Consider the following 24860-nt stretch of genomic DNA (forward strand, 5'->3'; position numbering starts at 1 on the left):
GGCCTCCTGAAGAGGGCGTCAGTACTCCCACCGATACTTCTGCATATCAATCTGTCCTGACCCAGACACCTGAACCCCTTCTGAGAGTAATGCCTGACGCTGGCGCTGCAAGTCTGGCCCGGTGAGAGAGATCGCGCCATGGCGGTTGACGACCCGATGCCACGGTAACGTGCTCCCCTCCGGTAGTCTTCTTAGCACACCGCCAACCTGACGCGCCGCGCGTGGAGAACCTGCGAGTCGGGCAACTTCACCATAGGTAGTGACATAACCTTCCGGAATTGAGGCTACAATTTGCCACACTCGTTGTGGGAAAGTGTCATGTTCGTCCATTGTTTCTCCTGCGGAAAATCAGCGAAGGGGTAGGGTAAACGAAGATAAAGCAGATTGCCGGGGCAGTTTGCGCAATAATCCAGCATCCGGTTGCCAGCGGCTTGCAATTGTAGTGCTCCACAGGGATAATGCGCCAGCGCGTTGGTTATCAACGCTCTCAATGGGGGCTCTGTTGGTTCTCCCGCAACGCTACTCTGTTCACCAGGTCAGGTCCGGAAGGAAGCAGCCAGGGCAGACGACGTGGGTGCCGGGATGTAGCTGGCAGGGCCCCCACCTATTTGTGCTAACGCTAAGACTTTATAGCGTAAAAGCGCATTTCTTTGCATTGATTTGTTAGTGGTACGACTTTGTTTATCACTTTGAAGGTTAATCAATGTCATATCTGATGCTATCCCGCCACGGTATGTGGTACTACCGCAGAGCTTATACAATTCCTCGGACACTCTAACGCAACGATTACTTATAACCCATACGGGAAAGTTATTGGTGTTTCGCGACTTGTGTTGACTCGGTGGAGGCAATTTAACGTTGCATAAAACCTGTATAAAAACTGGTTTTGTGTTCAGGCATCAGCAAAAGTGCAGCCCCGCCCTTATGATAGAAAACGCTCCACTTGTCTCCTTAACACTAACGGGGCTTTATGACTTCTATTACCTAAAATCGGAGGAAGGGGAACAGGCTGGAACCCACTAGCCTCTGCGATCATCTCATTTTCTTGAAAATGAGCAAGACTAAAACAAGGCAAATGGCGCTACCGACAAATGCTGTGATGAAGAGGTTATCCACTGAACGGGATAAGTCATCTGTGATCGCTTCACATAAACGGGCTTCCATCTGGCCTGTTGAAGGAGGACCGTTGTATTTACGGGTTAGCCCAAAATCAAGCACTGGGATAATCAGGGCTAAAGAGTAGATGGTGAATACTAAAGCCATGCCTCCCCATCGAAGGATAGCCTTTGCTCTATTCGTCAATGTCATACGAACCACCTAATACGCCGCCAATCGTGCCCCCAGAAAAACCAGAAGATGGTCCAACCGTTGATGCACTCTTAGCAAGCCCTTTCTCTACTCGTCCTGTGAGGCCTTCAGAGTTCGGTTTGAAGTGTTCGGTGTTCGGATACTGTTCTCTGAATGAGTTGGTTACTTCCATAATGTTCATTGAAGACAGATCCCCGCTCTTTTCCGTCAAGTAACGCTGCAAAGATACAGGAATAGTGAAATCTTCTTCATGGTCGATACGAAGTTGCGTTGTTGATGATGTGTAACTGCTATCGAAGATTTTAGTCCCTGCCTCTCTGATCACCTGTACTGTGTGAGTTGTGCAGTTGCTGCCGGTTAGATCGTACACGTCAATCACCATCCCGCGTCGCTTAGTTCGATCTCCCATCGCCTCCGTGAAAATTGGTGTTTTACCGGAGTTCCACAGAGATTCAAAAATTCTGCGGGTTTCTTCCGTTGTAACATCGTCGATCTGAAAAACTCTCGCTTGGTATTTGTACAGTTCTTCACGATAGTAAAGATGTGCATCATCGCCAGTCAGGAAATTAAGAATCCCATCCCCTGTTAATGTTGCGGGGCCTTTTCGACCAAAACGCCCGTATGTGTATACGTAGATCGAATTATTCTCGTGAACAGAAACATAAGCATGTCCTGCGTCGGTGGTTTCAGTCCAGATGTAAACGCCGTTCACTACCGGGTTATCTTCTGGCTTGCAGGTGTCAGCAAAGCTGTTTTGCTTCTTTGCTGCTTGTGCGCGCTGTTCTGGTCCAATCGGAGTTGGGAGTGTAGGCATCTTGACGAGGTGAGAGAGGGCAGTGTGCGCTACTTTTTCTTCTACACCAAATTCGTAGTTATCATCGAAGTTTGAGGGGACGAATTTTGATTTGCAGGGGCATGAGCTATAGCTGTGCAGCGTTCCGGCAATCCTTTTACCATGTATATAGTCGGTATCAAGACCGCCACAAATACGGTAACGACCTGGATAATTACCACAGGTTACGTGATGGCCTTCACAGGCCATGTCTTTGCCGAAAAACTGGTGATCGTTCCATCCTTCAATTATCCGCCCGCCGCATACCGTCTTATCACCTCTGAAAAGAAAGTAACCTTTGGCTGCCATTAATGCTTACTCCAAGGCATGGTTGAGAACACCTTCGGATATGTGTCACCTTTACTGGAAACCAGTCTGCTGCGGGGTTGCGGTGTTGAGATTTCTTCATCGCCATTACCAAGCATACTTCCAACCAGTGCGTCAGATGCACCCTGGATAGTACACGCTCCACTTGCATCGGAAATAAAAAGGGCTTTACAACTGCCAGCACAAACAACTTTATACCTAATTCTTTCCATCTTATAACCACCAGCCGTACGAACCCCCGAAGCATTGCGGATCACTCCCGAGTTGCGGGTAATACTTCCCACCACAGCGAATCCAAAAATGTAAGTTACTGGGTGGTTAAATTGTTTGTTAAAATCTTCAAACTCTTCGCGTGTTTTAGTGTCACACATTGCTAAAAATTCTTCGTCGTAGGGTGGCTTTGAAGAGGATTCTCGAAGTTCAGATTTGACCTCGTTGGTGTATTGATGCATAAGTCCATTTATTTATTGTGGGAATGATCAGAGCGGTCATTCTACAAACAATAAATGTATGCACAACAAGTATTAGACTTAAGCGAAACTGCCTTTTGTAACAGAACGTTAGGCGGAAAAGTGGTGGTTATAAATTTTCAATCACTAGCCTGTCCTGCACCATGGCTGGTTGTCAATCCTGCGCCAACTGTCCCATAACTGTTCAACGACTGCTATACCAGGCCCGTTATTCTGTCGTGCAATATATCCTTCATTTAACTGAAATAATATTGTCATAAACCTGTAATAATAGACTGTCATTTTATTATCGGGCGTCTTTTTGTTGTCATAAGCAAAAAAATATATATCTGGATAACATACATATCTTCGTGTATTAAATTAAACACGTGTTCCGAAAGGATGTGACAATCATGGTTACTGCGGTTTTAAACGTTAAAATTGATGAAGCGCTAAAAGAAAGGCTTCGCCACTATGCGGAAGATAATAATGAGAATTTAAGCGTGACCACAGAGAAACTGCTGCTGCTGGCATTTGAAGCGGTAGAAGAGGCGGGAGTATCGGAAGAGGATATTGATAATCAGCATACGGAAGAAGAGAGCGTAACTCCATTTACTCCTAAAGAAATCAAAGCACTACGTAAACTTCTGAAGAAGAGAAAATGAAACAACAACTATCGACGGCCAGCGACTACAACGAGGCCTGTAATCTGTTACGTTCCGGCTACGTGAAACATGTTCGTCTTGGCTGGAATGTAGGAAGTGACGAGTTCTTTCGAATTGCATCTGACTGGTGTGACACCGGTGCAAAAATAAAGAAAGAAGGGGATAATTTCATTATTTCACTGAAAGGCTTCCCGATTCCTCCTCAACATTAAGTTGTTCTTCATGAAAACTGCTGACTGCATGCGTTACAGTCAGCAGTTTTTATTGTTTCTGGCGAAAAATTTACACCAGGCTCCGTTTTACTGGCGGTGTACTTCTGTTTAAGGCAAGCCACAACGGTTTAATCCGCAATAATGTCTCTTCAAGTTCTGGTGGATTGAGGGAGAAAGGCATGCGCAGGTAGCGGTCGAACGCGCCTGAAAGCCCAAAGCGCGTGCCTGTGCCCATAATGATGCCCGTCGTCTCGGCGCGTGCCGCCAGCTGCGTCGCCAGCATGCCGGGTAACTCTATCCAGTATGAAAGCCCTCCCTCCGCTTCCTGGAACCGCCATTCGGGAAAATGTTCCCGCAGCATCTGGCCACAGCGGTCGCGCCGTTCTGCCAGCATTTTCCGGCGAGCGGGCAGAAAAGTTTCACTGTTTTCGATAAGCCACAGCGTGGCCAGCTGTTCCAGCACCGGTGAGCCCAGATCCAGCGTGTCGCGCGTCTGCGCGAGCGTGGCTATAGTGCGGGACGAGGCGCGGATCCAGCCGAGACGAAGCCCACCCCAGAAGCTTTTTCCAGCGGAACCCAGCGTTATTACGGCGGCCTCCGGGTTAAAGGCGGCCAGCGGCGGCGGCGGGGGAGCATCGAACCAGAGATCGACCATGGTTTCATCCACGACCAGCGTGGTGCGGGTTTGCGCGGCAATATGGGTTATGGTCTGGCGCGTTGCGGCATCCATACAGCGCCCCGTCGGATTATGAAAATCCGGCATCAGATAGGCCAGACGCGGGGCGGTCTGGGCAAGCGTTGCGGCAAAACCGTCGGTATCCCAGCCCGTTTCAGGCAGCGAGACGCCCACGGGCCGGCAGAGCGCCCCCTGAATGGCGGCGATCGCCAGCGGGTAGGTAGGATGATCCACCACCACGCGATCCCCGGGACCGGTCATCATTCTTAAGATCAGGGCGAAGCCGCTGACGGCGCCGTTCACCACCATCACTTCATCTGCCCGGGTCGGCAAACCCCGTGCGGTGTAGCGGGCGGCAATGGCTTCACGCAGCGTCGGGAGCCCGAGCTGATCGTACCCGGTTAGCGCCAGGTTCGGCGTGAGGGCCGTCAGTGCGTGGGCGTAGGCCTGGTGGATCTCGGGCCCCGCGTTGAGCGCGGCGGTAGAGAGATCAAGCGCCGCGCTGGCAGTGGAAAGGGTGGGCACTGCGCGGCTGTCGGGCAGGATCGCGCGCGAACCGCTGCCCTGACGGCTCTCCAGATATCCCTCTTCCCGCAGATGTGCCAGCGCGCTGCTGATGGTGGTGCGGCTGACGTCCAGTGCGGCGGCCAGCTCCCGCTCACCGGGCAGGCGAGTGTTTAGCGCCAGCCTGCCATCCAGAATCAACAGGCGTAGCGCGTCAGCCAGCTGGCGCCACAGCGGGGTGCGGGAAGAGGCTTGCTGCCAGTGCCCTAACAGGCGAACCAGAGACTGGCTACCAAAACGACGTGATGACATGAGCAGTCCACTATTTGAAAACTGGACATTAATCATAGTGCCATTTTCACCGAAGATGGAACCGGGTTCTTCGGAGAAGAGAAAATGGTACGTCGTCTGGTACAACTTTATGTCGGTTTAGGCCTGTACGGGCTTTCAACCGCGATGTTTATTCGTTCGGATCTGGGGGTAGACCCCTGGAATGTCTTTCACCTTGGCGTCGCCATCCAGACCAGGATGAGCATCGGCACGGTGATTATTTTAACCGGAGCAGCGGTGCTGCTGCTGTGGCTCCCGCTGCGCCAGCTTCCGGGGCTGGGGACGGTCAGTAACGTGATTTGTATCGGCCTGGCGGCTGATGCGTCATTGGCGCTGATCCCGGAACTCACCTCGCTGCCCGTGCGCATTATCCTGCTGGTTTCAGGCATTGTGGTTAACGCCCTTGCCACCGGGATGTATATCGGGGCGGGTTTTGGTGCTGGCCCGCGTGACGGCCTGATGACCGGTATACACGCCCGGCTGGGCTGGTCGATTCGCAGCGTGCGTACCGCGATCGAGGTGAGCGTGTTAATCATCGGCTACCTCCTCGGGGGAGCGTTTGGCCTTGGAACCGTGCTGTATGCATTAACCATCGGCCCGCTGATCCAGCTCTGTTTGCCGTGGTTTCGCCACAGGCCGCGCGTTCAGGAAGCACCGCAGCCGGAGCGGATTGTCTAATTTTGCGAAGCGCTCACAGGCTATAATGGCGTAACTGTGTCAGAATAGTGGCTACACTTTTTGCGACGCCAGAATGTATGAAAGCGATCACTCTCTATGACGTTGCCCGCGAGGCGGGCGTTTCTTATCAGACCGTTTCCCGGGTGATTAACGACGCGGAACACGTTTCTGCCCGCACGCGGGAAAAGGTCCGCCAGGCCATGGCGGCGCTACACTATGTGCCTAACCGTGGCGCGCAGCAGCTGGCCGGGAAACGCACCCGCACGCTCGGGTTGATAACGACCGATCTGGCGCTGCATGCGCCGTCGCAAATCGTCTCAGCCGTAAAATCCCGGGCAGTGGAGCAGGGGGCAAGCGTGCTCATCTCTATGGTGGAACAGCCCGCGCAGTGTCAGGCTGCTTTGCAGGAGTTACTGGCGCAGCGCGTGGAGGCGCTGCTGGTGAACGTTCCGCTGGAAGATGCACAGGCAGAAATGCTTCAGGAAATGGCTTCGCCGATCCCGGTTCTTTTTCTCGATGTTTCCTCCTCAGCCAGGGTGAACAGCCTCGTGTTCAATGCCGAACAGGGCGCTGGCCTGGGGGCGGAGCATCTGCTTTCGCTGGGGCACCGACGAATTGCGCTGCTCGCCGGTCCGGAAAGTTCCGTCTCTGCCCGGGCGCGTCTGGCGGGATGGAAAACCGCGCTCGCTCAGTCCGGCGTGGAGGCGTTTGCAGTTGCGCAGGGCGACTGGAGCGCGGCCTCCGGCTACGAGAAAGGGCATCAGCTTTTATCGGGCCCGGCGCTGCCCGACGCGATCCTCGTCGCGAACGATCAGATGGCGCTCGGCGTTATACGCGCCTGTGCGGAAAAAGGGATTGCGGTACCGGGTCAGATCTCGGTGGTCGGATTTGATGATACGGCCGACAGCGCATGGTTTTCACCCCCGCTGACCACCATTCGGCAGGCGTTCCGCGAGGCCGGTGAGCGCAGCGTGGAGTGGCTCCTGGCGCCCACTCCTCACGACGAACGCTGGCAAAAACAGCTTCCCGTTACGCTGATCATTCGTCACTCCACCGCGCCGCACGCGACGCAGCAGGCCGATCGTGAAGATCTGGCGCAGCAGCTAAGAACGCTGGCGCTGCTGGCGGAGAAACTGGCGCGCAGCTAGCGCTTTTGTGATCGGGCTCGCCTGGTGGCGATCAAAGTCTTTACCGCCACCGTTTACCAGGGCATGTTGGCTAAAATTGTGAGCGCTTCGCAAAGAGGTTGATATGTCTTCTACATTACCGCTGACCCTCAGCGCACTTCTGGCTCGTCGTGACTGGGAAAACCCCGGCGTGACGCAATGGAACCGTCTGGCCGCACACGCGCCTTTTCATAGCTGGCGCGATGAAATTCTCGCCCGGGAGAATAAGCCTTCGCTGAGCAAGCGCTCGCTTAACGGCGTCTGGCAATTCAGCTTTTTCGCCGCGCCAGAGCAGGTTCCCGAGGCCTGGGTAACGAACGATCTTGCTGATGCCGTTGAGATGCCCGTGCCGTCGAACTGGCAGATGGAGGGATTTGATACCCCCATTTATACCAACGTCACCTATCCGATAAATGTGAACCCACCGTATGTTCCGGCTGAAAACCCTACCGGCTGTTACTCGCTCACATTTGAGGTGGATGACGCCTGGCCGCGCAACGGACAGACCCGCATTATTTTCGACGGGATCAATTCCGCTTTTCATCTGTGGTGTAACGGCCAATGGATGGGCTATTCGCAGGACAGTCGTCTGCCCGCGGAGTTTGACCTTAGCGCGGTGCTGCAACCGGGGCAGAACCGCCTGGCAGTGATGGTGTTACGCTGGTGCGACGGAAGCTACCTGGAAGATCAGGACATGTGGCGGATGAGCGGCATTTTCCGTGACGTTTCGCTGCTGCATAAGCCGGAAACGCGGATTGCCGATTATCAGGTCGTGACCGATCTGAATGCCGAATGCGATCGGGCAATACTCCGGGTTGACGTGGCGCTGGAAGGTTCACGCTACGCCGAATGTGAGGTGGCGTTTACCCTGTGGCGTAACGGCGAAGCCTGCGCGCAAACCACGCAGCAGCCAGGATCGGCCATCGTCGATGAACGGGGCAGCTGGGCGGAGCGGCTCACGGTTGCGATGCCCGTGAACGATCCCGCGCTGTGGAGCGCCGAAACACCGGAACTCTATCGTCTGACAATGTCGCTTCGTGATGCGCAGGGCAGTGTGCTGGAGACCGAAGCCTGCGATGTCGGCTTCAGGCGCGTCGAAATCAGCAATGGTCTGCTGAAGCTCAACGGCAAGCCGCTGCTGATCCGCGGCGTGAACCGTCACGAACATCATCCTGAGAAGGGACAGGTGATGGACGAGGCGACCATGCGCCGCGACATTGAACTGATGAAGCAGCATAACTTCAACGCCGTGCGCTGCTCGCATTATCCGAACCATCCTCTGTGGTACACGCTTTGCGATCGCTATGGCCTGTACGTGGTTGATGAGGCGAATATCGAGACCCATGGCATGGTGCCGATGAGCCGCCTGGCGGACGATCCGCGCTGGCTGCCCGCCATGAGCGAGCGCGTAACGCGTATGGTGCAGCGGGACCGGAATCATCCGTCAGTCATCATCTGGTCTTTGGGGAATGAATCTGGTCATGGAGCGAACCACGATGCGCTGTACCGCTGGCTGAAAACCACCGATCCCACGCGTCCGGTGCAGTATGAAGGCGGCGGTGCCAGTACGGCGGCAACCGATATTATTTGCCCGATGTATGCCCGTGTCGATCAGGATCAGCCGTTTCCGGCGGTGCCAAAGTGGTCGATTAAAAAGTGGATCGGCATGCCGGACGAAACCCGTCCGCTGATCCTGTGCGAGTATGCCCACGCGATGGGCAACAGCTTTGGCGGCTTTGCCAGCTACTGGCAGGCATTCCGCAGCCATCCCCGGTTGCAGGGGGGCTTTGTCTGGGACTGGGTCGATCAGGCATTAACCAAAAAAGAGGAAAATGGCGCGGCGTTCTGGGCCTACGGCGGCGATTTTGGCGATAAGCCCAACGATCGTCAGTTCTGCCTAAACGGGCTGGTGTTCCCCGATCGCACCCCGCATCCCGCCCTTTTCGAGGCGCAGCGTGCCCAGCAGTTCTTTACCTTTACGCTGGTGAGCACCTCTCCGCTGGTCATCGAGGTACAGAGCGATTATCTGTTCCGTCATACCGACAACGAACGTCTGCAATGGTCGGTGGCGCGTGACGGTGCGGTAGTGGCTTGTGGCGGCATGACGCTTTCTGTCGCGCCCCAGGAGGCGCAACGCATCGAGATCCCGCTGCCTGAACTTGCCGCTGAGCCGGGTGAGGTCTGGCTCAATGTGGAAGTTGTTCAGCCGCAGGAGACGCCGTGGTCGCCGTCCGGCCACCGTTGTGCCTGGGATCAGTGGCCGCTCCCGGCTCCGCTGTACGTTGCGCCTGCGAATGTGGAAGGTACGGCCCCGCAGCTAACCGCGTGCGGCGAGGCGCTGGAGATTGTCCATCAGCAGCAGCGCTGGCAGTTTAGCCGCCTTACCGGAAACCTGACCCAGTGGTGGAACGCGGGGGCTGAAACGCTCCGTTCTCCGCTAACGGATAACTTTACCCGCGCGCCGCTGGACAATGATATCGGCGTCAGCGAGGCGACCCGCATCGATCCGAACGCATGGGTGGAGCGCTGGAAGGCGGCGGGGATGTATGAGATGTCGCCGCGCCTTCTCCAGTGTGAAGCGGAGGAGCACGCCCGTGAGGTGGTGGTGACCACACAGCACGTCTGGGAATCCCGGGGGAAAGCGCTGTTTGTCAGCCGTAAGATCTGGCGGATTGACGATCGCGGCGCGCTGCACGGTGACGTGCAGGTGACGGTAGCGTCTGATATTCCCGAGCCTGCTCGCGTGGGCCTGAGCGTTATGCTGGTGGATGTCCCGGAAACCGTGCGCTGGCTGGGGCTGGGGCCGCTGGAAAATTATCCGGACAGAAAGCTGGCGGCGCAGCAGGGGCGCTGGACGCTTCCGCTGGAAGCCATGCACACGCCGTATATCTTCCCGACGGAGAACGGCCTGCGCTGCGACACCCGCGAGCTGGCGTTTGGCGCGCATCGGTTGCAGGGGCGGTTCCATTTCTCCGTGAGCCGCTACAGCCAGCAGCAGCTGCATGAGACAACGCATCAGCATCTGCTGCGGGAAGAGCCGGGCTGCTGGCTGAACCTGGACGCCTTCCACATGGGCGTGGGGGGAGATGATTCCTGGAGCCCGAGCGTGGCGCCGGACTTCCTTCTGCAAAACCGGCAGCTGCGCTACACCTTCTGCTGGCAGCAGAACGGCTGAATAAAAGCACCGGCTCCGCTCAGGCGGAGCCGGTGTTGAGATTACGCTCGGCCCAGAGAATGAATTCCGCTTCAGGCAGCGCCTTGCTGTAGTACCAGCCCTGTCCGTACTGCACGCCGTGGCGATGCAGCCAGGCAATCTGTCCTTCCGTTTCGATGCCTTCTGCCACCATCGCCAGCTCGAGCGATTTTGCCATTTCGATAATGTGCGGAGTGACGTTTTTATACTCCAGCGCGTGCACGAAAGATTTATCGATCTTCAGGGTATCGACATCCAGATCCTGGAGATAGCTCAGGCTGGAGTAGCCTGTACCAAAATCGTCAATGTAGACGGCGTGTCCGGCACGGCGAAACGCCGCGATGGCCGGGGCGCTGACGGCGGGATCGGCGAAGCCGCGCTCGGTTAACTCCAGCGCAATCTGCCGCGGGTGGACTTTCCATTTGTTCAGCAGCTGGCTCAGCAGGCGCGGCAGCTCCACGGACGTTAAATCGGCTGGGGCCAGGTTAACGGAAATGTGCAGCTCCGGATGATGATGCAGCCAGTCGCCCAGCTCGTCGAAGATCTTATCGATTGCCAGCAGCGTTAACTGGGAAATCAGCCCCGTTTGCTCAGCCAGAGGGACGAATATATCTGGCGACAGGTTGCTGCCATCCGGCTGCGGCCAGCGCATCAGCGCTTCGGCTCCTACCAGTTTGCCGCTGCACAGCGCCACGATGGGCTGATAGTGAACCTGGATCTCCCGGTTGTTTATCGCGTCCATCAGGCGGTTACGCGGAGACTGTAGCCGGCGGAGGATCCGCAGAACAATCAGGGCCGCCGCCAGGCTAATCAGCACGCCAGCCGGCAGCCAGATGAGCAGCTGCTGGTGCCAGGCTTCCGCCAGCGGCTTCAGCGAGGCCCAGGCAATGACGGTAAACCCCAGCTCGGGCACGGGCTTCAGAATGTACATCGAGCCGTTGTACTGAACGCTCGTCATCTCCTGCCGATCCTTAACAATCGAGAGGACATGCGGATCGAGGACATGACTTCTGGCAAATATGCGCTGTGTCGTGTTGCCCACCAGGGCGGCATCCATCGAGATTTCGCCGAACGGAACGACATCTACAAGCGATGCCGGATCGACCATCACCAGATAATGCCCTTTCCCGATCACCACCATATAGCGGTGAATGCCGAGGTCGTTTTGCGAGGTGAGCCACGTGCTGTAACCGTCCTCGGTGATGCGCACCGGAGGCGGCAGAGCCTCCGTATTACTCGACTGTTCCAGGGAAGAGCAGAGCGGCTTCAGGTTATCGACATACATCACTTCCTGAACATAGCGCCAGGAGAACGCGACCCGGCGCATTTCACGTAAATGCAAGGGAGTGCAGGGCGGGGCGTTGAACGACTGTAGGTGCGTGAGCGCCTGTTTAGCCTGCACGACAACTCTGTCGGTACGGATCAGTACGCGCGAGGCATAGCCGTCCAGCGCCTCCACAAACTTTTCCTCTGCCTGACGATGCGCCAGCCAGATACTGAGGCAAACGGGGACCAGCACAGAAATGATCAGTACGCCCGTGACCAGGCTCACCAGATGTCGGGTTCGCATGCCGTTTTTCCTTCCCATTTGCCCATGAAGGGCAGTGAGTTTGCGCGCCAGAGGAGAAAGATTTTAGTGCTAAATGATATAGTTATAGCATGCGAAAGTCGCAGGCAGGTATCTGAATCCACCTTTGGATAAAAGACAAAAGTGCGCTGGATCGTCCTGGGGGTTGTTTTTGCAGCAAGGCTCGGCTAGTATTTTGTTATGTTATAACAATACACGAGAGTCAGATATGAAACCGAATATCCATCCAGCCTATCGCACCGTTGTGTTCCACGACACCACGGCTAATGAATACTTCCGCGTTGGCTCAACGATTAAGACGGACCGGGAAATCGAGCTCGACGGCGAAACGTATCCTTACGTCACCCTTGATGTCTCATCAAAATCGCATCCGTTTTATACCGGGAAGCAGAAGACCTTCTCCACGGACGGCAGCGCGGCGCGCTTCCGCAAGCGTTTTGGCGGCTTTCTTGATGCGAAGCGAGGCTAACCATGCAGGTACTTAACTCGCTGCGTAGCGCAAAGCAACGGCATCCGGATTGCCAGATCGTCAGGCGCAAAGGGCGTCTGTACGTTATTTGCAAATCCAATCCGCGCTTTAAGGCCGTACAGGGACGTAAAAAAAGGCGCTAAGCGGATGCTTAGCGCCTCTTCACAGGCAACAGCCCTGCTAGCCGTTAGCAGGGCGAGAGAGCGTGAAAACGTCATAAAACGAAAGCTCTCCCTTCCTCGCCACCATTTTTTGCAGCTTCTCTTTAAGCCCGGCCTCGACTGAAGGTGAGCGCATAATGCTGTCAATTAGCTCGGGCGGCACGTAGCGCGTGTTATACCACTCGCCGTTGTAGCACACGCGGAAATCTAGCACGTCGATATCTTCATACCGGTAGCGCGGGTTAACGTCGAAAAAGAAGAACGCGTTAAACACCACGAACAGCACAACCAGCAGCCAGACGGAATCGACCAGCGTTTCAGACCGCAGCATGACGATAAGCGTCGCCAGCCAGGCGGCGTACATCGCAACGAACAGTCCGGGGTGTTTACGGATAAAGCTGATGCTAAAGCGCGGGCGATTGTCGCGCTTTTCGCGGGCATTGAGATCGTCGATGGTGGCGGTAAGCAGGCGCTGTATCTCTGTCATTTTTTGCCTTTATACATATTGAAAATACAGGTGATCTGCCTATTTTATGAGAGGGGGTCAGGCGTGGAAAGTAACAGTTATGCCGGGAAAAAGCATAACAGTTACTCAGGGTGGCCTTAGAGCATTTTAATGATTTTCGCGGGATTTCCGCCCACGACCGCATTGGCCGGCACGTCTTTGGTCACAACCGCACCGGACGCGATAACCGCATTATCGCCAATGGTCACGCCCGGGTTAATGACCGCCCGTCCGCCAATCCAGACGTTGTGGCCTATGGTGACCGGTTTGCCATACTCAAGTCCGCTGTTACGCGCGGTCGCGTCCAGGGGATGCGTGGCCGTATAGATGTGCACTCCCGGCGCGAGCATACAGTTATCGCCAATGCGGATAGGGCAGACGTCCAGCATAACGCAGTCGAAGTTAGCGTAAAAATTGTTGCCCAGGTAGATGTTATAGCCGTAGTCGCAGCGGAAGCTCGGCTCTATATAGGCGCCTTCGCTTTGACCCAGCAGGTCAGCTAACAAGGCGCGTCGTTCGGCTTTCTCATCGGGGGCGGTATGGTTATAGCGGTGAATAAGATGACGCGCGCGTAAACGGTCAGCCCTTAACGTGTCGTCGCCAGGGCGGTAATATTCACCTGCAATCATCTTCTGTTTTTCTTCACTCATGGGAACCTCACTGGAATCGTTTTACTTAGCGTAAAGAGGATTAGCCAGAAAGGGAACGTTCCCTAAAAATGGCTGTGACGGTAGTCACAACATTCTTGAGCATAGATACATTTTACACGGGAACCTGGCGTTTGCACTTGAAGCGTAGTTCGAAGGTAAATTCAGCTTAACAACGGGCGTAGTGCCTTTACAGTCTCTCTTCAACGATTAACGAACAAATTTCCACACCGAAGTGGGGATCTTGTCATACAGTTTATTCATGGTCAGTTCAGCAAGACGATGGTCGGCAGCTGAATAAAATACCGCCAGTTCATTATCGGACAGCTCGTATTTATTTTTCTCAATAACCCGCTCGAGTGTGTCAATTGACTGGCAGCGTCGCAGGCGCATCAAATAATCGACTTTAGTTAATGGTTTATCAGACATAAATTCACCTTAGTAATTGTAATAATTTTAACAGGAAAGACTAACCGGATTAGCTCTGCTGACATTCGTGAAGCAGCGAAATAGACGGTTTCCTGATTTACGCCATTTCTGCAAATCCTGTGCGTTAATGCCGTAGCTGCTGAACAACATAAAGGTGTCGTCCAGGTATTCATCAATTTGCTCTATCAACTTATTATCTTCATTGTACTTAATTTTATAATTAAGTGCGAAGGTAGCGATATGCTCAATCAGCTCGTTTAGCTGTAAATTGATAGCAGACGTTGGATCGTTCACCCAGCCATGGTTACTTTCTTCAAGATTGGCGAGGCAGTCATGGTACAAGGATTCGCAGAGAAATTTCAACTGCGCGATATCATGCCTTTTTGGCGAGTACTCGTCCATAGCGCATCCCCTTCTGAGTGATTTTTTACTCACCGAACATCATGTCGGGATGGATACAACTTGCTTAGCTTCACGGGAGCTGTGTTCCTGATAACTCTAACTATAAGCCACTCTGATCAAGATTTCATCGCGCTATTACGAAAAATTACAATTAAAACGTTACTGTGCGAGCCTTTACGCAAATGTTCCTTTGGCAGGGAACGCGTTAATCAGTAAAAAACGCAGTTTTTTATCGGTTCCTTAAAATTCATTGAGTTAGCGCAAAGTTTGATGTGAAGTCCGGAACCAGATATCTCAGATATTTTCTTTAAGTTAGGAATAGTCCGAATAATTTACGCCGCGAAATGATAATAAAAGAATGCTGAGTTCTTCGTATTGATTTTCGGCCTATTATGCCAGGCCTTATAAAAAAGAAGAAAATAAATAGAACGACAATAGGTCTATTTTATGATCTTTTCTGAAAATGAAAAAGGCCGCAAATGCGGCCTTTTTATCATGTGAAACCGGTATCAGTGATGTTCTACCGAATGATTGTGCTCAACATCTTCATTCTTACGGCTGAAGCGGCGACGAACCACCACAAAGAACACCGGCACGAAGAAGATCGCAAGCACCGTCGCGGTGACCATACCGCCCATAACGCCTGTACCTACCGCGTTCTGCGCGCCGGAGCCTGCACCTGAACTGATAACCAGCGGCATAACGCCCAGGATAAACGCCAGGGACGTCATCAGGATTGGACGCAGACGCATACGAACCGCTTCCAGCGTAGCTTCAATCAGGCCTTTGCCTTCTTTCTCCATCAGATCTTTGGCGAATTCGACGATAAGTATCGCGTTCTTCGCCGACAAGCCAATGGTTGTCAGCAGGCCCACCTGGAAGTATACGTCGTTGGTCAGCCCACGGAACGTTGCAGCAAGCAGCGCACCGATAACCCCCAGCGGAACCACCAGCATAACGGAGAACGGAATCGACCAGCTCTCGTACAGTGCCGCCAGACACAGGAACACCACAATCAGTGAAATGGCGTACAGGGCAGGGGCCTGGTTACCGGACAGACGTTCCTGATAGGACATGCCGGTCCAGTCGTAGCCGATACCCGCAGGCAGTTTGCTGGCCAGCTCTTCCATCAGATTCATGGCTTCACCGGTGCTTCGGCCTGGCGCTGCCTGACCGAGGATTTCCATCGACGGCAGACCGTTATAACGCTCCAGACGCGGCGAACCGTATTCCCAGTGTGACGTTGAGAAGGATGAGAACGGCACCATCTGGCCATCGCTACCGCGAACGTACCAGTTGTTGATATCGTTCGGCAGCATGCGGTACTGCGCTTCGGACATGACGTACACTTTCTTCACGCGACCGCGGTCGATGAAGTCGTTGACGTAGCTACCGCCCCAGGCAGCACCCAGCGTGGTGTTGATGTCGCTGATGGACACACCCAGCGCCTGCGCTTTTTCCTGGTCGATATCGATCTTGTACTGCGGCGTATCTTCCAGACCGTTAGGACGCACGCCCACCAGCAGGTCAGGGTGTTTTGCCACCTCGCCAAACAGCTGGTTACGCGCCTGAGTCAGTTTTTCGTGGCCCAGACCGCCCTGGTCAATCAGCTGGAAGTCGAAGCCGGTCGCCGTACCCAGTTCCACGATCGCTGGCAGGTTAAAGGCGAAGACCATCGCGTCTTTAATCTGCGAGAAGGTAGCCATTGCACGGCCGGTAATCGCTTCAACTTTGTTCTCATCGCCCGGACGTTCAGACCAGTCTTTCAGAGAAACGAAGGCAATACCGGTGTTCTGACCACGACCCGCGAAGCCAAAGCCGTTAACCGCAAACACGGATTCGACGTTGTCTTTCTCTTTGGTGAGGAAATAGTCGGTCATCTCATCCAGCACTTTCTGCGTACGCTCTTGCGTCGCACCGGCCGGAAGCTGAGCCATACTCAGGAACACGCCCTGGTCTTCATCTGGCAGGAACGAGCTTGGCAGACGAACAAACAGGAAGGCCATCCCCACCACGATGATGATGTAGAGCAGCAGGTAACGACCGGTGCTGCGCAGGATGTTCCCCACGCTGTCGGTGTAGTGATGCGTGCTCTTATCAAACATGCGGTTAAACCAGCCGAAGAACCCTTTGTGCTCGCCGTGACCGCCTTTCTGAATCGGCTTCAGCATCGTCGCACACAGGGCTGGCGTCAGGATCAGCGCAACCAGCACCGACAGCGCCATCGCTGACACGATGGTGATGGAGAACTGACGGTAAATCGCACCCGTTGAGCCACCGAAGAAGGCCATCGGGATAAACACCGCAGACAGTACCATCGCGATACCGACCAGCGCGCCCTGGATCTGACCCATCGATTTACGGGTCGCTTCCTTCGGCGGCAGGCCTTCTTCCGCCATCACACGCTCGACGTTTTCGACCACCACGATGGCGTCATCCACCAGCAGGCCGATGGCGAGCACCATCCCGAACATCGTCAGGGTGTTTATCGAGTAGCCGAATATCGCCAGAACCGCGAAGGTCCCGAGCAATACAACCGGTACGGCGATGGTTGGGATCAGCGTCGCGCGGAAGTTTTGCAGGAACAGGTACATAACCAGGAAGACGAGGATGATCGCCTCAACCAGGGTTTTTACCACTTCGTGAATCGAAATTTTTACGAACGGCGTCGTGTCATACGGGTAAACGATTTTCAGACCTGACGGGAAGAACGGTTCCATCTTCTTCAGCTCTGCACGGATAGCCGTCGCGGTGTCCAGGGCGTTCGCGCCGGTCGCCAGTTTGATACCCAGACCAGATGCCGGCTTGCCGTTGAATTTCGCGATAACGTCGTAGTTCTCGCCGCCCAGCTCCACTTTCGCCACGTCACGCAGGCGAACCTGAGAACCGTCCTGATTTACCTTCAGCAGAATTTTGCTGAACTCATCCGCAGAGGTCAGACGCGTTTGCGCGATAATAGACGCGTTAAGCTGCTGGCCTTTCACCGGCGGCGTACCGCCTAACTGACCGGCGGCAACCTGGGCGTTCTGCGCTTTGATGGCGTTGATCACGTCAACCGGCGTCAGCTGGAAGTTGTTCAGCTTATTCGGGTCCATCCAGATACGCATCGCGTACTGAGAACCGAACAGCTGAACGTCACCCACACCGGACGTACGGCTGATGGCATCCTTCATGTTGGCGCCCACGTAGTCGGAAATATCCTCCTGCGTCATGGTGCCGTTGGTGTTGATCACGCCGACAACCATCAGGAAGCTACTGGACGATTTCTCGACGCTCACGCCCTGCTGTTGCACTTCCTGCGGAAGCAGGGGCATCGCCAGCTGCAATTTGTTCTGCACCTGAACCTGTGCAATGTCCGCATCCGTACCGGATTCAAAGGTCAGGGTGATCTGAACCGTACCGGTTGAGTCACTGTTTGAGGACATGTACATCAGGTTATCGATACCGTTCATGTTCTGTTCGATAACCTGCGTAACGGTATCCTGTACCGTTTTCGCATCAGCGCCCGGGTAGGTTGCGGAGATCGTTACTGCCGGTGGCGCAATCGTTGGATATTGCGCAACAGGCAGCTTCAGGATCGCAAGTCCCCCGGCCAGCATGATGATAATGGCGATCACCCACGCAAATATGGGGCGATCGATAAAGAAATTAGGCATGTCTTAACGGCTCCTGTTTAAGTTAAGACTTGGTTTGTTCTGACTGGCCAGCGGCGGACGCTTGTTGTTTGTCGTCAGATTTCACTTCCTGAGCTTTGACCTGCGCGCCAGGACGAACTTTTTGCAAACCGGTTACAATCACGCGATCGCCATCTTTCAGACCTTTCGTTACCAGCCACTTGTCGCCAATCGCCTGCGTTGCGGTGATATTGCGCGTTTCGACTTTGTTATCGGCACCCACAACCAGCGCGCTCGCATCGCCGCGTGGCGTACGGGTCACACCCTGCTGAGGAACCAGAATGGCGGTTGGGTTCGTCCCTTCTTCCAGACGCGCGCGTACGAACATACCCGGCAGCAGCGTTTTATCCGGATTCGGGAAAATGGCCCGGATGGTGATTGAGCCGGTGGTCTGATCGACGGTCACATCAGAAAATTCCAGTGTACCGGTCTGCGAGAACTCGATACCGTCGTTGGTAACCAGTTCAACCTTGGCTTTACCGTTTTCCTGTTTCAGTTGACCGCTGGCCAGCTCCTGTTTGAGACGCAGGAAATCGTTGCTGGACTGGGTAACGTCAACGTAGATTGGGTCAAGCTGCTGCACGGTGGCCAGCGCGTTGGTCTGACCGTTCTGCACCAGCGCACCTTCGGTGACGGCAGATTTACCAATGCGACCGCTGATAGGAGAGGTCACTTTGGTGTAGGCCAGGTTGATACGCGCGGTTTCTACCGCCGCTTTCGCCGCCACAACGGCCGCGTTGGCTTGCTGCGCATCGGCCAGGGCAGAATCATAATCCTGTTGGCTGATGTACTGCGTGCCGAGCAGTTTCTTGTAACGATTCAACGTCAGCTGCGAAATTTTGGCTGCCGCTTCTGCTTTCGCCAGATCGCCTTTAGCGCTCTCATAAGACGCCTGGTAGGTTGCTGGATCAATCTGATACAGAGACTCACCTGCTTTGACATCACCGCCTTCGGTGAAGTTACGTTTCAGGATGATACCGCTCACCTGCGGACGCACTTCCGCAATGCGGTAGGCGCTGGTGCGGCCCGGTAGTTCTGTTGTCATCTGGAGAGGTTCGGATTTGAGCGTCACCACGCCAACTTCTGGCACCTGCTGAGCTCCTTGTTGAGCCTCTTTGTCGTCACATCCTGTAAGCGCTAAGCTGCCTGAGAGCATCAGAACGACCGCCAGAGGCGTTAACCCTCTGTTTTTGTTCATATGTAAACCTCGAGTGTCCGATTTCAAATTGATCAAGGGTCCTGAGTCTAAAAACCCATTGCTGCGTTTATATTATCGTCATGCTATGGTACATACATTCATAAATGTATGTAAATCTGACTCCTGTAAATTCATCAACGTATGGCACGAAAAACCAAACAACAAGCGCTGGAAACCCGACAACACATTCTGGATGTGGCAATGCGTTTGTTCTCACAGCAGGGTGTTTCGGCAACCTCGCTGGCGCAGATTGCTCAGGCCGCGGGCGTCACGCGGGGAGCGATTTACTGGCATTTTAAAGACAAGTCAGATCTGTTTGGTGAAATCTGGGAGCTTTCAGAGTCCAGCATTAGCGATCTTGAGACTGAGTATCGGGCAAAATTCCCTCACGATCCACTCTCAGTATTAAGAGAAATATTAGTATATATCCTTGAAGCGACCGTTGTGGAAGAACGCCGACGTTTGATGATGGAAATCATTTTCCATAAATGTGAATTCGTTGGCGAAATGGCGGTGGTTCAGCAGGCACAGCGCGACCTGTGTCTGGAAAGCTACGATCGCATCGAGCAGGTTCTTAAGGAATGTATGCAGGCCGACATGCTTCCCGCCACGCTGTTAACGCGCCGGGCGGCGATCCTGATGCGCAGCTATATTTCCGGCCTGATGGAAAACTGGCTTTTTGCCCCGCAGTCGTTTGATTTGAAAGCAGAGGCGCGCAGCTACGTCGCGATCTTCCTTGAGATGTGCCAGCTTTGTCCGACTCTCCGCAGCGAGGAACCGCCGCTGACTGCCTGAACCTGTCCAGGAAATGTCTTAGAGGATAACCTTCCCGCTATTCTGCTTCAGGCGGGCGTGATATTCTTCACGCCCGACTATTTTCGGTCATTTCTCAGATCACATTCACGACTATGCTGCACACCTATCGCTCGACACATTCTGTTCTGGCCGTTTTTTTGATCCTGCTGTTTTTCTTTGCAGCCGCACCGCATTCCTGGGCCCGTGCAGACAACGGCAGTGACGTTCCGACGCGTGCCGAGGTTCAGTCGCAACTCGACACCCTGAATAAACAGAAAGATCTCTCCGCTCAGGAAAAGCTCGTTCAGCAGGACCTGACGGAAACCCTGGAAACGCTGGATAAGATCGATCGCATCAAAGCCGAAACGGCCCAGCTACGGCAGAAGGTTGCTCAGGCACCGGAGAACATGCGTAAAGCAACGGAGGCGCTGAACGCGCTCAGCGACGTTGATAACGATGATGAAACCCGGAAAACGCTCGCCACCCTGTCGTTGCGCCAGCTTGAGTCGCGCGTGGCGCAGCTGCTGGACGATCTGCAAACGGCGCAGTCCGATCTCTCGACCTACAACAGCCAGCTGGTTTCACTGCAAACCCAGCCTGAGCGCGTACAGAACGCCATGTACTCCGCATCGCAACAGCTCCAGCAGATACGTAACCGTCTGAATGGCATCACCGTGGGGGAAGGGGCGCTTCGTCCGAGCCAGCAAACGCTGCTGAACATTCAGCAGACGCTGCTGAACGCGGAGATTGAACAGCAGCGTAAGAGTCTGGAAGGCAACACGGTGTTGCAGGATGCGCTGCAAAAACAGCGTGACTACGTGAACGCGAATATCAACCGGCTCGAGCATCAGCTTCAGCTGTTGCAGGAAGCGGTGAACAGCAAGCGCCTGACGCTGACCGAAAAAACGGCGCAGGAAGCGGTCTCGCCAGACGAAACGGCGCGCATCCAGGCCAATCCGCTGGTGAAGCAGGAGCTGGAGATTAACCATCAGCTGAGCGAACGCCTGATTCAGGCAACTGAAAGCGGCAGCGCGCTGGTGCAGCAGAATATTAAAGTCAAAAACTGGCTGGATCGCGCTTTGCAGGCCGAGCGTAATATCAAAGAGCAGATTGCCGTCCTGAAGGGCAGCCTGCTGCTGTCGCGCATTCTTTACCAGCAGCAGACGCTGCCGTCCGCCGACGAGCTGGAAGACATGACCAACCGCATTGCGGATTTGCGTCTTGAACAGTTTGACGTTAACCAGCAGCGCGATGCCCTGTTCCAGAGCGACACGTTTGTTGCCAAAGTGGAAGAGGGCCATTCAAGTGAAGTGAACGGTGAAGTTCACGACGCGCTGTTGCAGGTGGTGGATATGCGCCGCGAACTGCTCGATCAGCTTAATAAGCAACTGGGCAACCAGCTGATGATGGCGATTAACCTGCAAATCAACCAGCAGCAGCTGATGAGCGTATCTAAAAGCCTACAGGAGATCCTGACCCAGCAGATTTTCTGGGTGAACAGCAACAAACCCATGGACTGGGACTGGTTTAAATCTTTCCCTGAAACGCTGAAATCCCAGATCAAAAGCATGAAAATTACCGTGAACTGGGAGAAAGCCTGGCCTGCGGTAATGATTGCCTTCCTGGCGGGCCTGCCTTTGCTGCTTATCGCCGGCGTGATCCGCTGGCGTTTGAAATGGATGAAACAGTATCAGGCGAAGCTGGCCTCGGAAGTGGGGCAACTGCGTAACGACAGCCAGCTGCACACGCCGAAAGCGATCCTGATCGATCTGATCCGCGCGCTGCCGGTTTGCCTGCTGATCCTCGCCGTCGGCCTGATCCTGCTGACCATGCAGCTCAATATCAGCGACCTGCTGTGGGCGTTCAGTAAAAAGCTGGCGCTGTTCTGGCTGGTGTTTGGCCTGTGCTGGAAAGTGCTGGAAAAAGATGGCGTCGCCGTCCGCCACTTCAACATGCCGGAGAAACTTACCAGCCACTGGCGTCGCCAGATTGTGCGCATCAGCCTCGCGCTGCTGCCGCTGCACTTCTGGTCCGTTGTGGCCGAGCTTTCTCCGCTGCATCTGATGGATGACGTGCTCGGACAGCTGGTGATTATGCTGAACCTGCTGCTGATTGCCGTCCTGATGTGGCCGATGTGCCGCGATAGCTGGCGTGATAAAGAGTCCCACAATCTTCGTCTGGTTACCGTAACGGTGCTGGCGTTCATTCCGCTGGCGCTGATGGTGCTGACGGCGACGGGTTACTTCTATACCACGCTTCGTCTGTCAGGCCGCTGGATTGAAACGGTTTACCTGGTGATTGTGTGGAACCTGCTGTTCCAGACCGTGCTGCGTGGTTTGAGCGTGGCGGCGCGCCGCATCGCTTATCGTCGTGCTGTTGCCCGTCGACAGCATCAGGTTAAAGAGGGGGCTGAAGGGGCTGAGCCGCAGGAAGAGCCGACCATTGCGCTGGAGCAGGTCAACCAGCAAACGATGCGTATTACCATGCTGGTGATGATCGCGCTGTTTGCGGTGATGTTCTGGGCCATCTGGTCTGATCTCATTACCGTCTTCGCCTACCTCGACAGTATCACCCTCTGGCAATACAACGGCACCGAAGCGGGCGCTGCGGTAATGAAAAGCGTCACCATGGGCAGCCTGCTCTTTGCGCTGGTGTCGTCAGTGGTTGCCTGGGCGTTGATTCGCAACCTGCCTGGCCTGCTGGAAGTGCTGGTGCTCTCAAGGCTGAACCTGCGTCAGGGGGCGTCGTATGCCATTACCACCATCCTGAACTACGTCATTATTATTGTCGGGGCGATGACGGTATTCGGCTCGCTGGGCGTCTCGTGGGATAAGCTTCAGTGGCTGGCGGCGGCGCTGTCGGTGGGTCTGGGCTTCGGCTTGCAGGAGATCTTCGGTAACTTTGTCTCCGGCCTGATTATCCTGTTCGAACGTCCGGTGCGTATCGGCGATACCGTCACCATCGGCACCTTCTCCGGGACCGTCAGCAAGATCCGTATCCGTGCGACCACCATCACTGACTTCGATCGTAAAGAGGTGATCATCCCGAACAAAGCCTTCGTGACCGAGCGACTGATCAACTGGTCGCTCTCCGACACCACCACCCGCGTAGTGATCCGCCTCGGGGTGGCCTACGGCTCAGATCTGGATAAGGTCAAAGAGGTGCTGCTGAAAGCGGCTAACTCACACCCGAAAGTGATGCACGATCCTGCCCCTGACGTATTTTTCACCACGTTTGGGCCGAGCACGCTGGATCATGAGCTGCGGTTATACGTGCGTGAACTGCGCGATCGCAGCTACACCGTCGACGAGCTGAACCGCACCATCGATCGCCTGTGCCGTGAAAACAACATCAATATCGCCTTCAACCAGCTTGAGGTGCACCTGCGCAACGAGAAAGGTGACGAGCATACGGAAGTGAAGCGCGAGATTAAGGGTGACGATCCGACTCCCGCCTAAACTATTTTCCCTCTCCCTCAAGGGAGAGGGCCAGGGTGAGGGCAACCGGCCTTCACCTTTCCCTCAAAATCTCGCCGCACAATCTCCAGCGCCTTCAGCACCGTCTCCGCCGGGATCTCATGATTCTCCAGCAGCATAATTAAATCGACGGCCAGCTTGACCTCGTCGGGGGCATTTTCCAGTGACATCAGTGTGGCTCCTGTTAACGGGTCAGGCGTTCAATGACGCGCTCAATGTCGTCCAGCGCCTGACGGCAGCGGACGATACGGCCTTCCAGCGCGCTGATTTCACGCATTAAGAGCTGCTGCTCTTCCAGCGTTTCGCTGTTGTTCAGGCGGGCTTCGCGCTCGCGCTTCATCTCAAACAGACGCCGCTCAAATTCCTGGGTCTCCAGCCGCTTGCGCTGCCATTTTCCCAGCCCAGGCGAGGCGCTATCCCACGCCCTTAGCGGCCAGGCGGCGAGTTCGCGGTGCAGGGCGGTGATCTGCTCGGTAAGATGCGCTGCAAGCCACGCCACCTGTTCCTGCTGTTCATGCTCAACCGCGTGGCGAAGCTCATCGAGGTTGGTCTGCATCTCAGCAAGGTAATCCTGAATGAGAGTGCTGTGGGTGCGGAAAAGCTGCCGGTCAAAGCGCGGTTTCAGGGTGGCGTGTCCCATCAGCGGCGTGGCCTGCGCCCGCAAAGCGATCAGCTGATTTTGCAGCTTCTCAAGAAGCAGTGCTGTTTTCAATGCGCTCTCCAGTGGTAAAGTAGCCGTTCAGTTTGATAACGATTCGCATTATGCAGCGTACTATTTTAATCATCATTGGCTGGCTCGCGGTAGTGCTGGGTACGCTAGGTGTGGTTTTGCCCTTACTGCCGACCACGCCGTTCATCCTGTTGGCCGCCTGGTGCTTCGCCCGCTCGTCGCCGCGTTTTCACCACTGGCTCCTGTACCGCTCGTGGTTTGGCGGCTACCTGCGCTACTGGCAAAAACACCGGGCCATGCCGCCTGGGGCCAAGCCGCGCGCCATTGCCTTTATCCTGATCACCTTCGCCGTTTCGTTATGGCTGGTGAAAATGATGTGGGTGCGTATTCTGCTGCTGGCGATCCTGGCCTGCCTGCTGATCTTCATGTGGCGGATCCCCGTGGTTGATGAAAAGCAACAAAAGCACTGAAGCCTCATCATGGCGGTTGCAATTATGGCGCGCAGC

At 54.9% G+C, this 24860-nt stretch carries 23 protein-coding genes, 1 other RNA gene and 1 pseudogene; 11 read left to right on the forward strand and 14 right to left on the reverse strand.

The genetic code is table 11. The annotated features are described in order from the left end of the window. Positions 1-18: 18 nt before the first annotated feature. Positions 19-330 carry an MGMT family protein gene (locus IM300_RS10715; protein ID WP_063869039.1) on the reverse strand — a complete coding sequence of 104 codons (312 nt, stop codon included), beginning with the start codon at positions 328-330 and terminating at the stop codon, positions 19-21. Positions 331-500: 170 nt separating this feature from the next. Between IM300_RS10715 and ffs the strand changes: the two genes are divergently transcribed. Continuing rightward, positions 501-597, forward strand: an RNA gene (gene ffs, locus IM300_RS10720) — signal recognition particle sRNA small type. A 435-nt stretch (positions 598-1032) separates the two neighbouring features. On the opposite strand, the gene IM300_RS10725 is transcribed toward ffs, so the two are convergent. From IM300_RS10725 to IM300_RS10735, 3 genes are read right to left on the reverse strand one after another with little or no spacing between them, the layout of a single operon-like run. Then, a complete protein-coding gene (locus IM300_RS10725; protein ID WP_226842217.1) occupies positions 1033-1263 on the reverse strand; it encodes a hypothetical protein in 231 nt (76 codons plus the stop codon). A gap of 28 nt (positions 1264-1291) precedes the next feature. After that, positions 1292-2449, reverse strand: coding sequence for a PAAR domain-containing protein (locus tag IM300_RS10730; protein WP_193036442.1), 1158 nt, complete (start codon positions 2447-2449; stop codon positions 1292-1294). Next, positions 2449-2919, reverse strand: a complete 471-nt coding sequence (locus IM300_RS10735; RefSeq protein WP_193036444.1) for a hypothetical protein — start codon at positions 2917-2919, stop codon at positions 2449-2451. The genes IM300_RS10730 and IM300_RS10735 overlap by 1 nt, the downstream gene beginning before the upstream one ends. 410 nt (positions 2920-3329) lie before the next feature. Here IM300_RS10735 and IM300_RS10740 point away from each other — a divergent pair, with 410 nt between their 5' ends. Both IM300_RS10740 and IM300_RS10745 read left to right on the forward strand, forming a co-directional pair. Then, the gene (locus tag IM300_RS10740) at positions 3330-3581 is read left to right on the forward strand and encodes a hypothetical protein (protein WP_063451676.1); all 252 of its coding nucleotides are present in this window, start codon (positions 3330-3332) and stop codon (positions 3579-3581) included. Continuing rightward, positions 3578-3793 (forward strand): hypothetical protein, encoded by a 216-nt coding sequence (locus tag IM300_RS10745; RefSeq protein WP_015571263.1) that lies wholly within the window; start codon positions 3578-3580, stop codon positions 3791-3793. Before IM300_RS10740 ends, IM300_RS10745 begins: the two co-directional genes overlap by 4 nt. Before the next feature lie 70 nt (positions 3794-3863). Here IM300_RS10745 and IM300_RS10750 read toward each other — a convergent pair whose 3' ends face one another. After that, complete coding sequence (locus IM300_RS10750; protein ID WP_193036446.1) at positions 3864-5285, reverse strand: PLP-dependent aminotransferase family protein; 1422 nt, start codon at positions 5283-5285, stop codon at positions 3864-3866. Positions 5286-5369: 84 nt separating this feature from the next. On the opposite strand from IM300_RS10750, the gene IM300_RS10755 reads away from it, so the two are divergent. From IM300_RS10755 to IM300_RS10765, 3 genes are all read left to right on the forward strand, one after another. After that, a complete protein-coding gene (locus tag IM300_RS10755; RefSeq protein WP_193036448.1) occupies positions 5370-5981 on the forward strand; it encodes a YitT family protein in 612 nt (203 codons plus the stop codon). 77 nt (positions 5982-6058) lie between these two features. Then, complete coding sequence (locus tag IM300_RS10760; RefSeq protein WP_193036450.1) at positions 6059-7129, forward strand: LacI family DNA-binding transcriptional regulator; 1071 nt, start codon at positions 6059-6061, stop codon at positions 7127-7129. A 103-nt stretch (positions 7130-7232) separates the two neighbouring features. Beyond that, positions 7233-10322, forward strand: a complete 3090-nt coding sequence (locus IM300_RS10765; protein WP_193036452.1) for a beta-galactosidase — start codon at positions 7233-7235, stop codon at positions 10320-10322. A 19-nt stretch (positions 10323-10341) separates the two neighbouring features. Here the strand turns inward: IM300_RS10765 and IM300_RS10770 are convergent, their stop codons facing one another. Continuing rightward, positions 10342-11910: an EAL domain-containing protein gene (locus IM300_RS10770; RefSeq protein ID WP_193036454.1), complete on the reverse strand. Its 1569-nt coding sequence runs from the start codon at positions 11908-11910 to the stop codon at positions 10342-10344. A gap of 226 nt (positions 11911-12136) precedes the next feature. Between IM300_RS10770 and IM300_RS10775 the strand changes: the two genes are divergently transcribed. Continuing rightward, positions 12137-12397 carry a type B 50S ribosomal protein L31 gene (locus IM300_RS10775; RefSeq protein WP_063451670.1) on the forward strand — a complete coding sequence of 87 codons (261 nt, stop codon included), beginning with the start codon at positions 12137-12139 and terminating at the stop codon, positions 12395-12397. A 2-nt stretch (positions 12398-12399) separates the two neighbouring features. Beyond that, positions 12400-12540, forward strand: a complete 141-nt coding sequence (gene ykgO, locus IM300_RS10780; protein ID WP_063451669.1) for a type B 50S ribosomal protein L36 — start codon at positions 12400-12402, stop codon at positions 12538-12540. Between the two features lie 37 nt (positions 12541-12577). On the opposite strand, the gene IM300_RS10785 is transcribed toward ykgO, so the two are convergent. From IM300_RS10785 to acrA, 6 genes are all read right to left on the reverse strand, one after another. Beyond that, positions 12578-13045 carry a YlaC family protein gene (locus IM300_RS10785; protein WP_063869025.1) on the reverse strand — a complete coding sequence of 156 codons (468 nt, stop codon included), beginning with the start codon at positions 13043-13045 and terminating at the stop codon, positions 12578-12580. 116 nt (positions 13046-13161) lie between these two features. Continuing rightward, complete coding sequence (gene maa, locus IM300_RS10790) at positions 13162-13713, reverse strand: maltose O-acetyltransferase (protein WP_063451667.1); 552 nt, start codon at positions 13711-13713, stop codon at positions 13162-13164. A 207-nt stretch (positions 13714-13920) separates the two neighbouring features. After that, entirely contained in the window at positions 13921-14139 is a 219-nt protein-coding gene (locus IM300_RS10795; protein ID WP_010428174.1) for an HHA domain-containing protein, read from the reverse strand. Between the two features lie 27 nt (positions 14140-14166). Then, on the reverse strand, positions 14167-14541 hold the full coding sequence (gene tomB, locus IM300_RS10800) for an Hha toxicity modulator TomB (RefSeq protein WP_006809850.1): 375 nt from the start codon (positions 14539-14541) through the stop codon (positions 14167-14169). Between the two features lie 509 nt (positions 14542-15050). Further along, on the reverse strand, positions 15051-18197 hold the full coding sequence (gene acrB, locus IM300_RS10805) for a multidrug efflux RND transporter permease subunit AcrB (RefSeq protein ID WP_063451666.1): 3147 nt from the start codon (positions 18195-18197) through the stop codon (positions 15051-15053). A gap of 22 nt (positions 18198-18219) precedes the next feature. Further along, entirely contained in the window at positions 18220-19413 is a 1194-nt protein-coding gene (acrA, locus tag IM300_RS10810) for a multidrug efflux RND transporter periplasmic adaptor subunit AcrA (protein WP_063451665.1), read from the reverse strand. A gap of 141 nt (positions 19414-19554) precedes the next feature. Between acrA and acrR the strand changes: the two genes are divergently transcribed. Together acrR and mscK are read left to right on the forward strand one after the other, a co-directional pair. After that, positions 19555-20208 (forward strand): multidrug efflux transporter transcriptional repressor AcrR, encoded by a 654-nt coding sequence (gene acrR, locus IM300_RS10815; protein ID WP_063451664.1) that lies wholly within the window; start codon positions 19555-19557, stop codon positions 20206-20208. Positions 20209-20321: 113 nt separating this feature from the next. Next, positions 20322-23666, forward strand: a complete 3345-nt coding sequence (gene mscK / locus IM300_RS10820) for a mechanosensitive channel MscK (protein ID WP_193036456.1) — start codon at positions 20322-20324, stop codon at positions 23664-23666. 1 nt (position 23667) lies between these two features. Here the strand turns inward: mscK and rsmS are convergent. Together rsmS and priC are read right to left on the reverse strand one after the other, a co-directional pair. Next, positions 23668-23854 (reverse strand): annotated as a pseudogene (gene rsmS / locus IM300_RS10825) (pleiotropic regulatory protein RsmS). Positions 23855-23868: 14 nt separating this feature from the next. Further along, entirely contained in the window at positions 23869-24396 is a 528-nt protein-coding gene (gene priC, locus IM300_RS10830; protein WP_193036458.1) for a primosomal replication protein N'', read from the reverse strand. 50 nt (positions 24397-24446) lie between these two features. Between priC and IM300_RS10835 the strand changes: the two genes are divergently transcribed. Continuing rightward, a complete protein-coding gene (locus tag IM300_RS10835) occupies positions 24447-24824 on the forward strand; it encodes a DUF454 family protein (RefSeq protein WP_063451660.1) in 378 nt (125 codons plus the stop codon). Positions 24825-24860 lie beyond the last annotated feature (36 nt).

The organism is Enterobacter cloacae complex sp. I2 (genome assembly GCF_014896205.1).
GTDB classification, from domain to species: Bacteria; Pseudomonadota; Gammaproteobacteria; order Enterobacterales; family Enterobacteriaceae; genus Enterobacter; species Enterobacter quasihormaechei.

Bases quoted from the DNA above. Each gene is read 5' to 3' on its own strand.
- IM300_RS10715 (WP_063869039.1), bottom strand. From the start codon at position 330: ATGGACGAACATGACACTTTCCCACAACGAGTGTGGCAAATTGTAGCC.
- IM300_RS10725 (WP_226842217.1), bottom strand. From the start codon at position 1,263: ATGGCTTTAGTATTCACCATCTACTCTTTAGCCCTGATTATCCCAGTG.
- IM300_RS10730 (WP_193036442.1), bottom strand. From the start codon at position 2,449: ATGGCAGCCAAAGGTTACTTTCTTTTCAGAGGTGATAAGACGGTATGC.
- IM300_RS10735 (WP_193036444.1), bottom strand. From the start codon at position 2,919: ATGCATCAATACACCAACGAGGTCAAATCTGAACTTCGAGAATCCTCT.
- IM300_RS10740 (WP_063451676.1), top strand. From the start codon at position 3,330: ATGGTTACTGCGGTTTTAAACGTTAAAATTGATGAAGCGCTAAAAGAA.
- IM300_RS10745 (WP_015571263.1), top strand. From the start codon at position 3,578: ATGAAACAACAACTATCGACGGCCAGCGACTACAACGAGGCCTGTAAT.
- IM300_RS10750 (WP_193036446.1), bottom strand. From the start codon at position 5,285: ATGTCATCACGTCGTTTTGGTAGCCAGTCTCTGGTTCGCCTGTTAGGG.
- IM300_RS10755 (WP_193036448.1), top strand. From the start codon at position 5,370: ATGGTACGTCGTCTGGTACAACTTTATGTCGGTTTAGGCCTGTACGGG.
- IM300_RS10760 (WP_193036450.1), top strand. From the start codon at position 6,059: ATGAAAGCGATCACTCTCTATGACGTTGCCCGCGAGGCGGGCGTTTCT.
- IM300_RS10765 (WP_193036452.1), top strand. From the start codon at position 7,233: ATGTCTTCTACATTACCGCTGACCCTCAGCGCACTTCTGGCTCGTCGT.
- IM300_RS10770 (WP_193036454.1), bottom strand. From the start codon at position 11,910: ATGCGAACCCGACATCTGGTGAGCCTGGTCACGGGCGTACTGATCATT.
- IM300_RS10775 (WP_063451670.1), top strand. From the start codon at position 12,137: ATGAAACCGAATATCCATCCAGCCTATCGCACCGTTGTGTTCCACGAC.
- ykgO (WP_063451669.1), top strand. From the start codon at position 12,400: ATGCAGGTACTTAACTCGCTGCGTAGCGCAAAGCAACGGCATCCGGAT.
- IM300_RS10785 (WP_063869025.1), bottom strand. From the start codon at position 13,045: ATGACAGAGATACAGCGCCTGCTTACCGCCACCATCGACGATCTCAAT.
- maa (WP_063451667.1), bottom strand. From the start codon at position 13,713: ATGAGTGAAGAAAAACAGAAGATGATTGCAGGTGAATATTACCGCCCT.
- IM300_RS10795 (WP_010428174.1), bottom strand. From the start codon at position 14,139: ATGTCTGATAAACCATTAACTAAAGTCGATTATTTGATGCGCCTGCGA.
- tomB (WP_006809850.1), bottom strand. From the start codon at position 14,541: ATGGACGAGTACTCGCCAAAAAGGCATGATATCGCGCAGTTGAAATTT.
- acrB (WP_063451666.1), bottom strand. From the start codon at position 18,197: ATGCCTAATTTCTTTATCGATCGCCCCATATTTGCGTGGGTGATCGCC.
- acrA (WP_063451665.1), bottom strand. From the start codon at position 19,413: ATGAACAAAAACAGAGGGTTAACGCCTCTGGCGGTCGTTCTGATGCTC.
- acrR (WP_063451664.1), top strand. From the start codon at position 19,555: ATGGCACGAAAAACCAAACAACAAGCGCTGGAAACCCGACAACACATT.
- mscK (WP_193036456.1), top strand. From the start codon at position 20,322: ATGCTGCACACCTATCGCTCGACACATTCTGTTCTGGCCGTTTTTTTG.
- IM300_RS10835 (WP_063451660.1), top strand. From the start codon at position 24,447: ATGCAGCGTACTATTTTAATCATCATTGGCTGGCTCGCGGTAGTGCTG.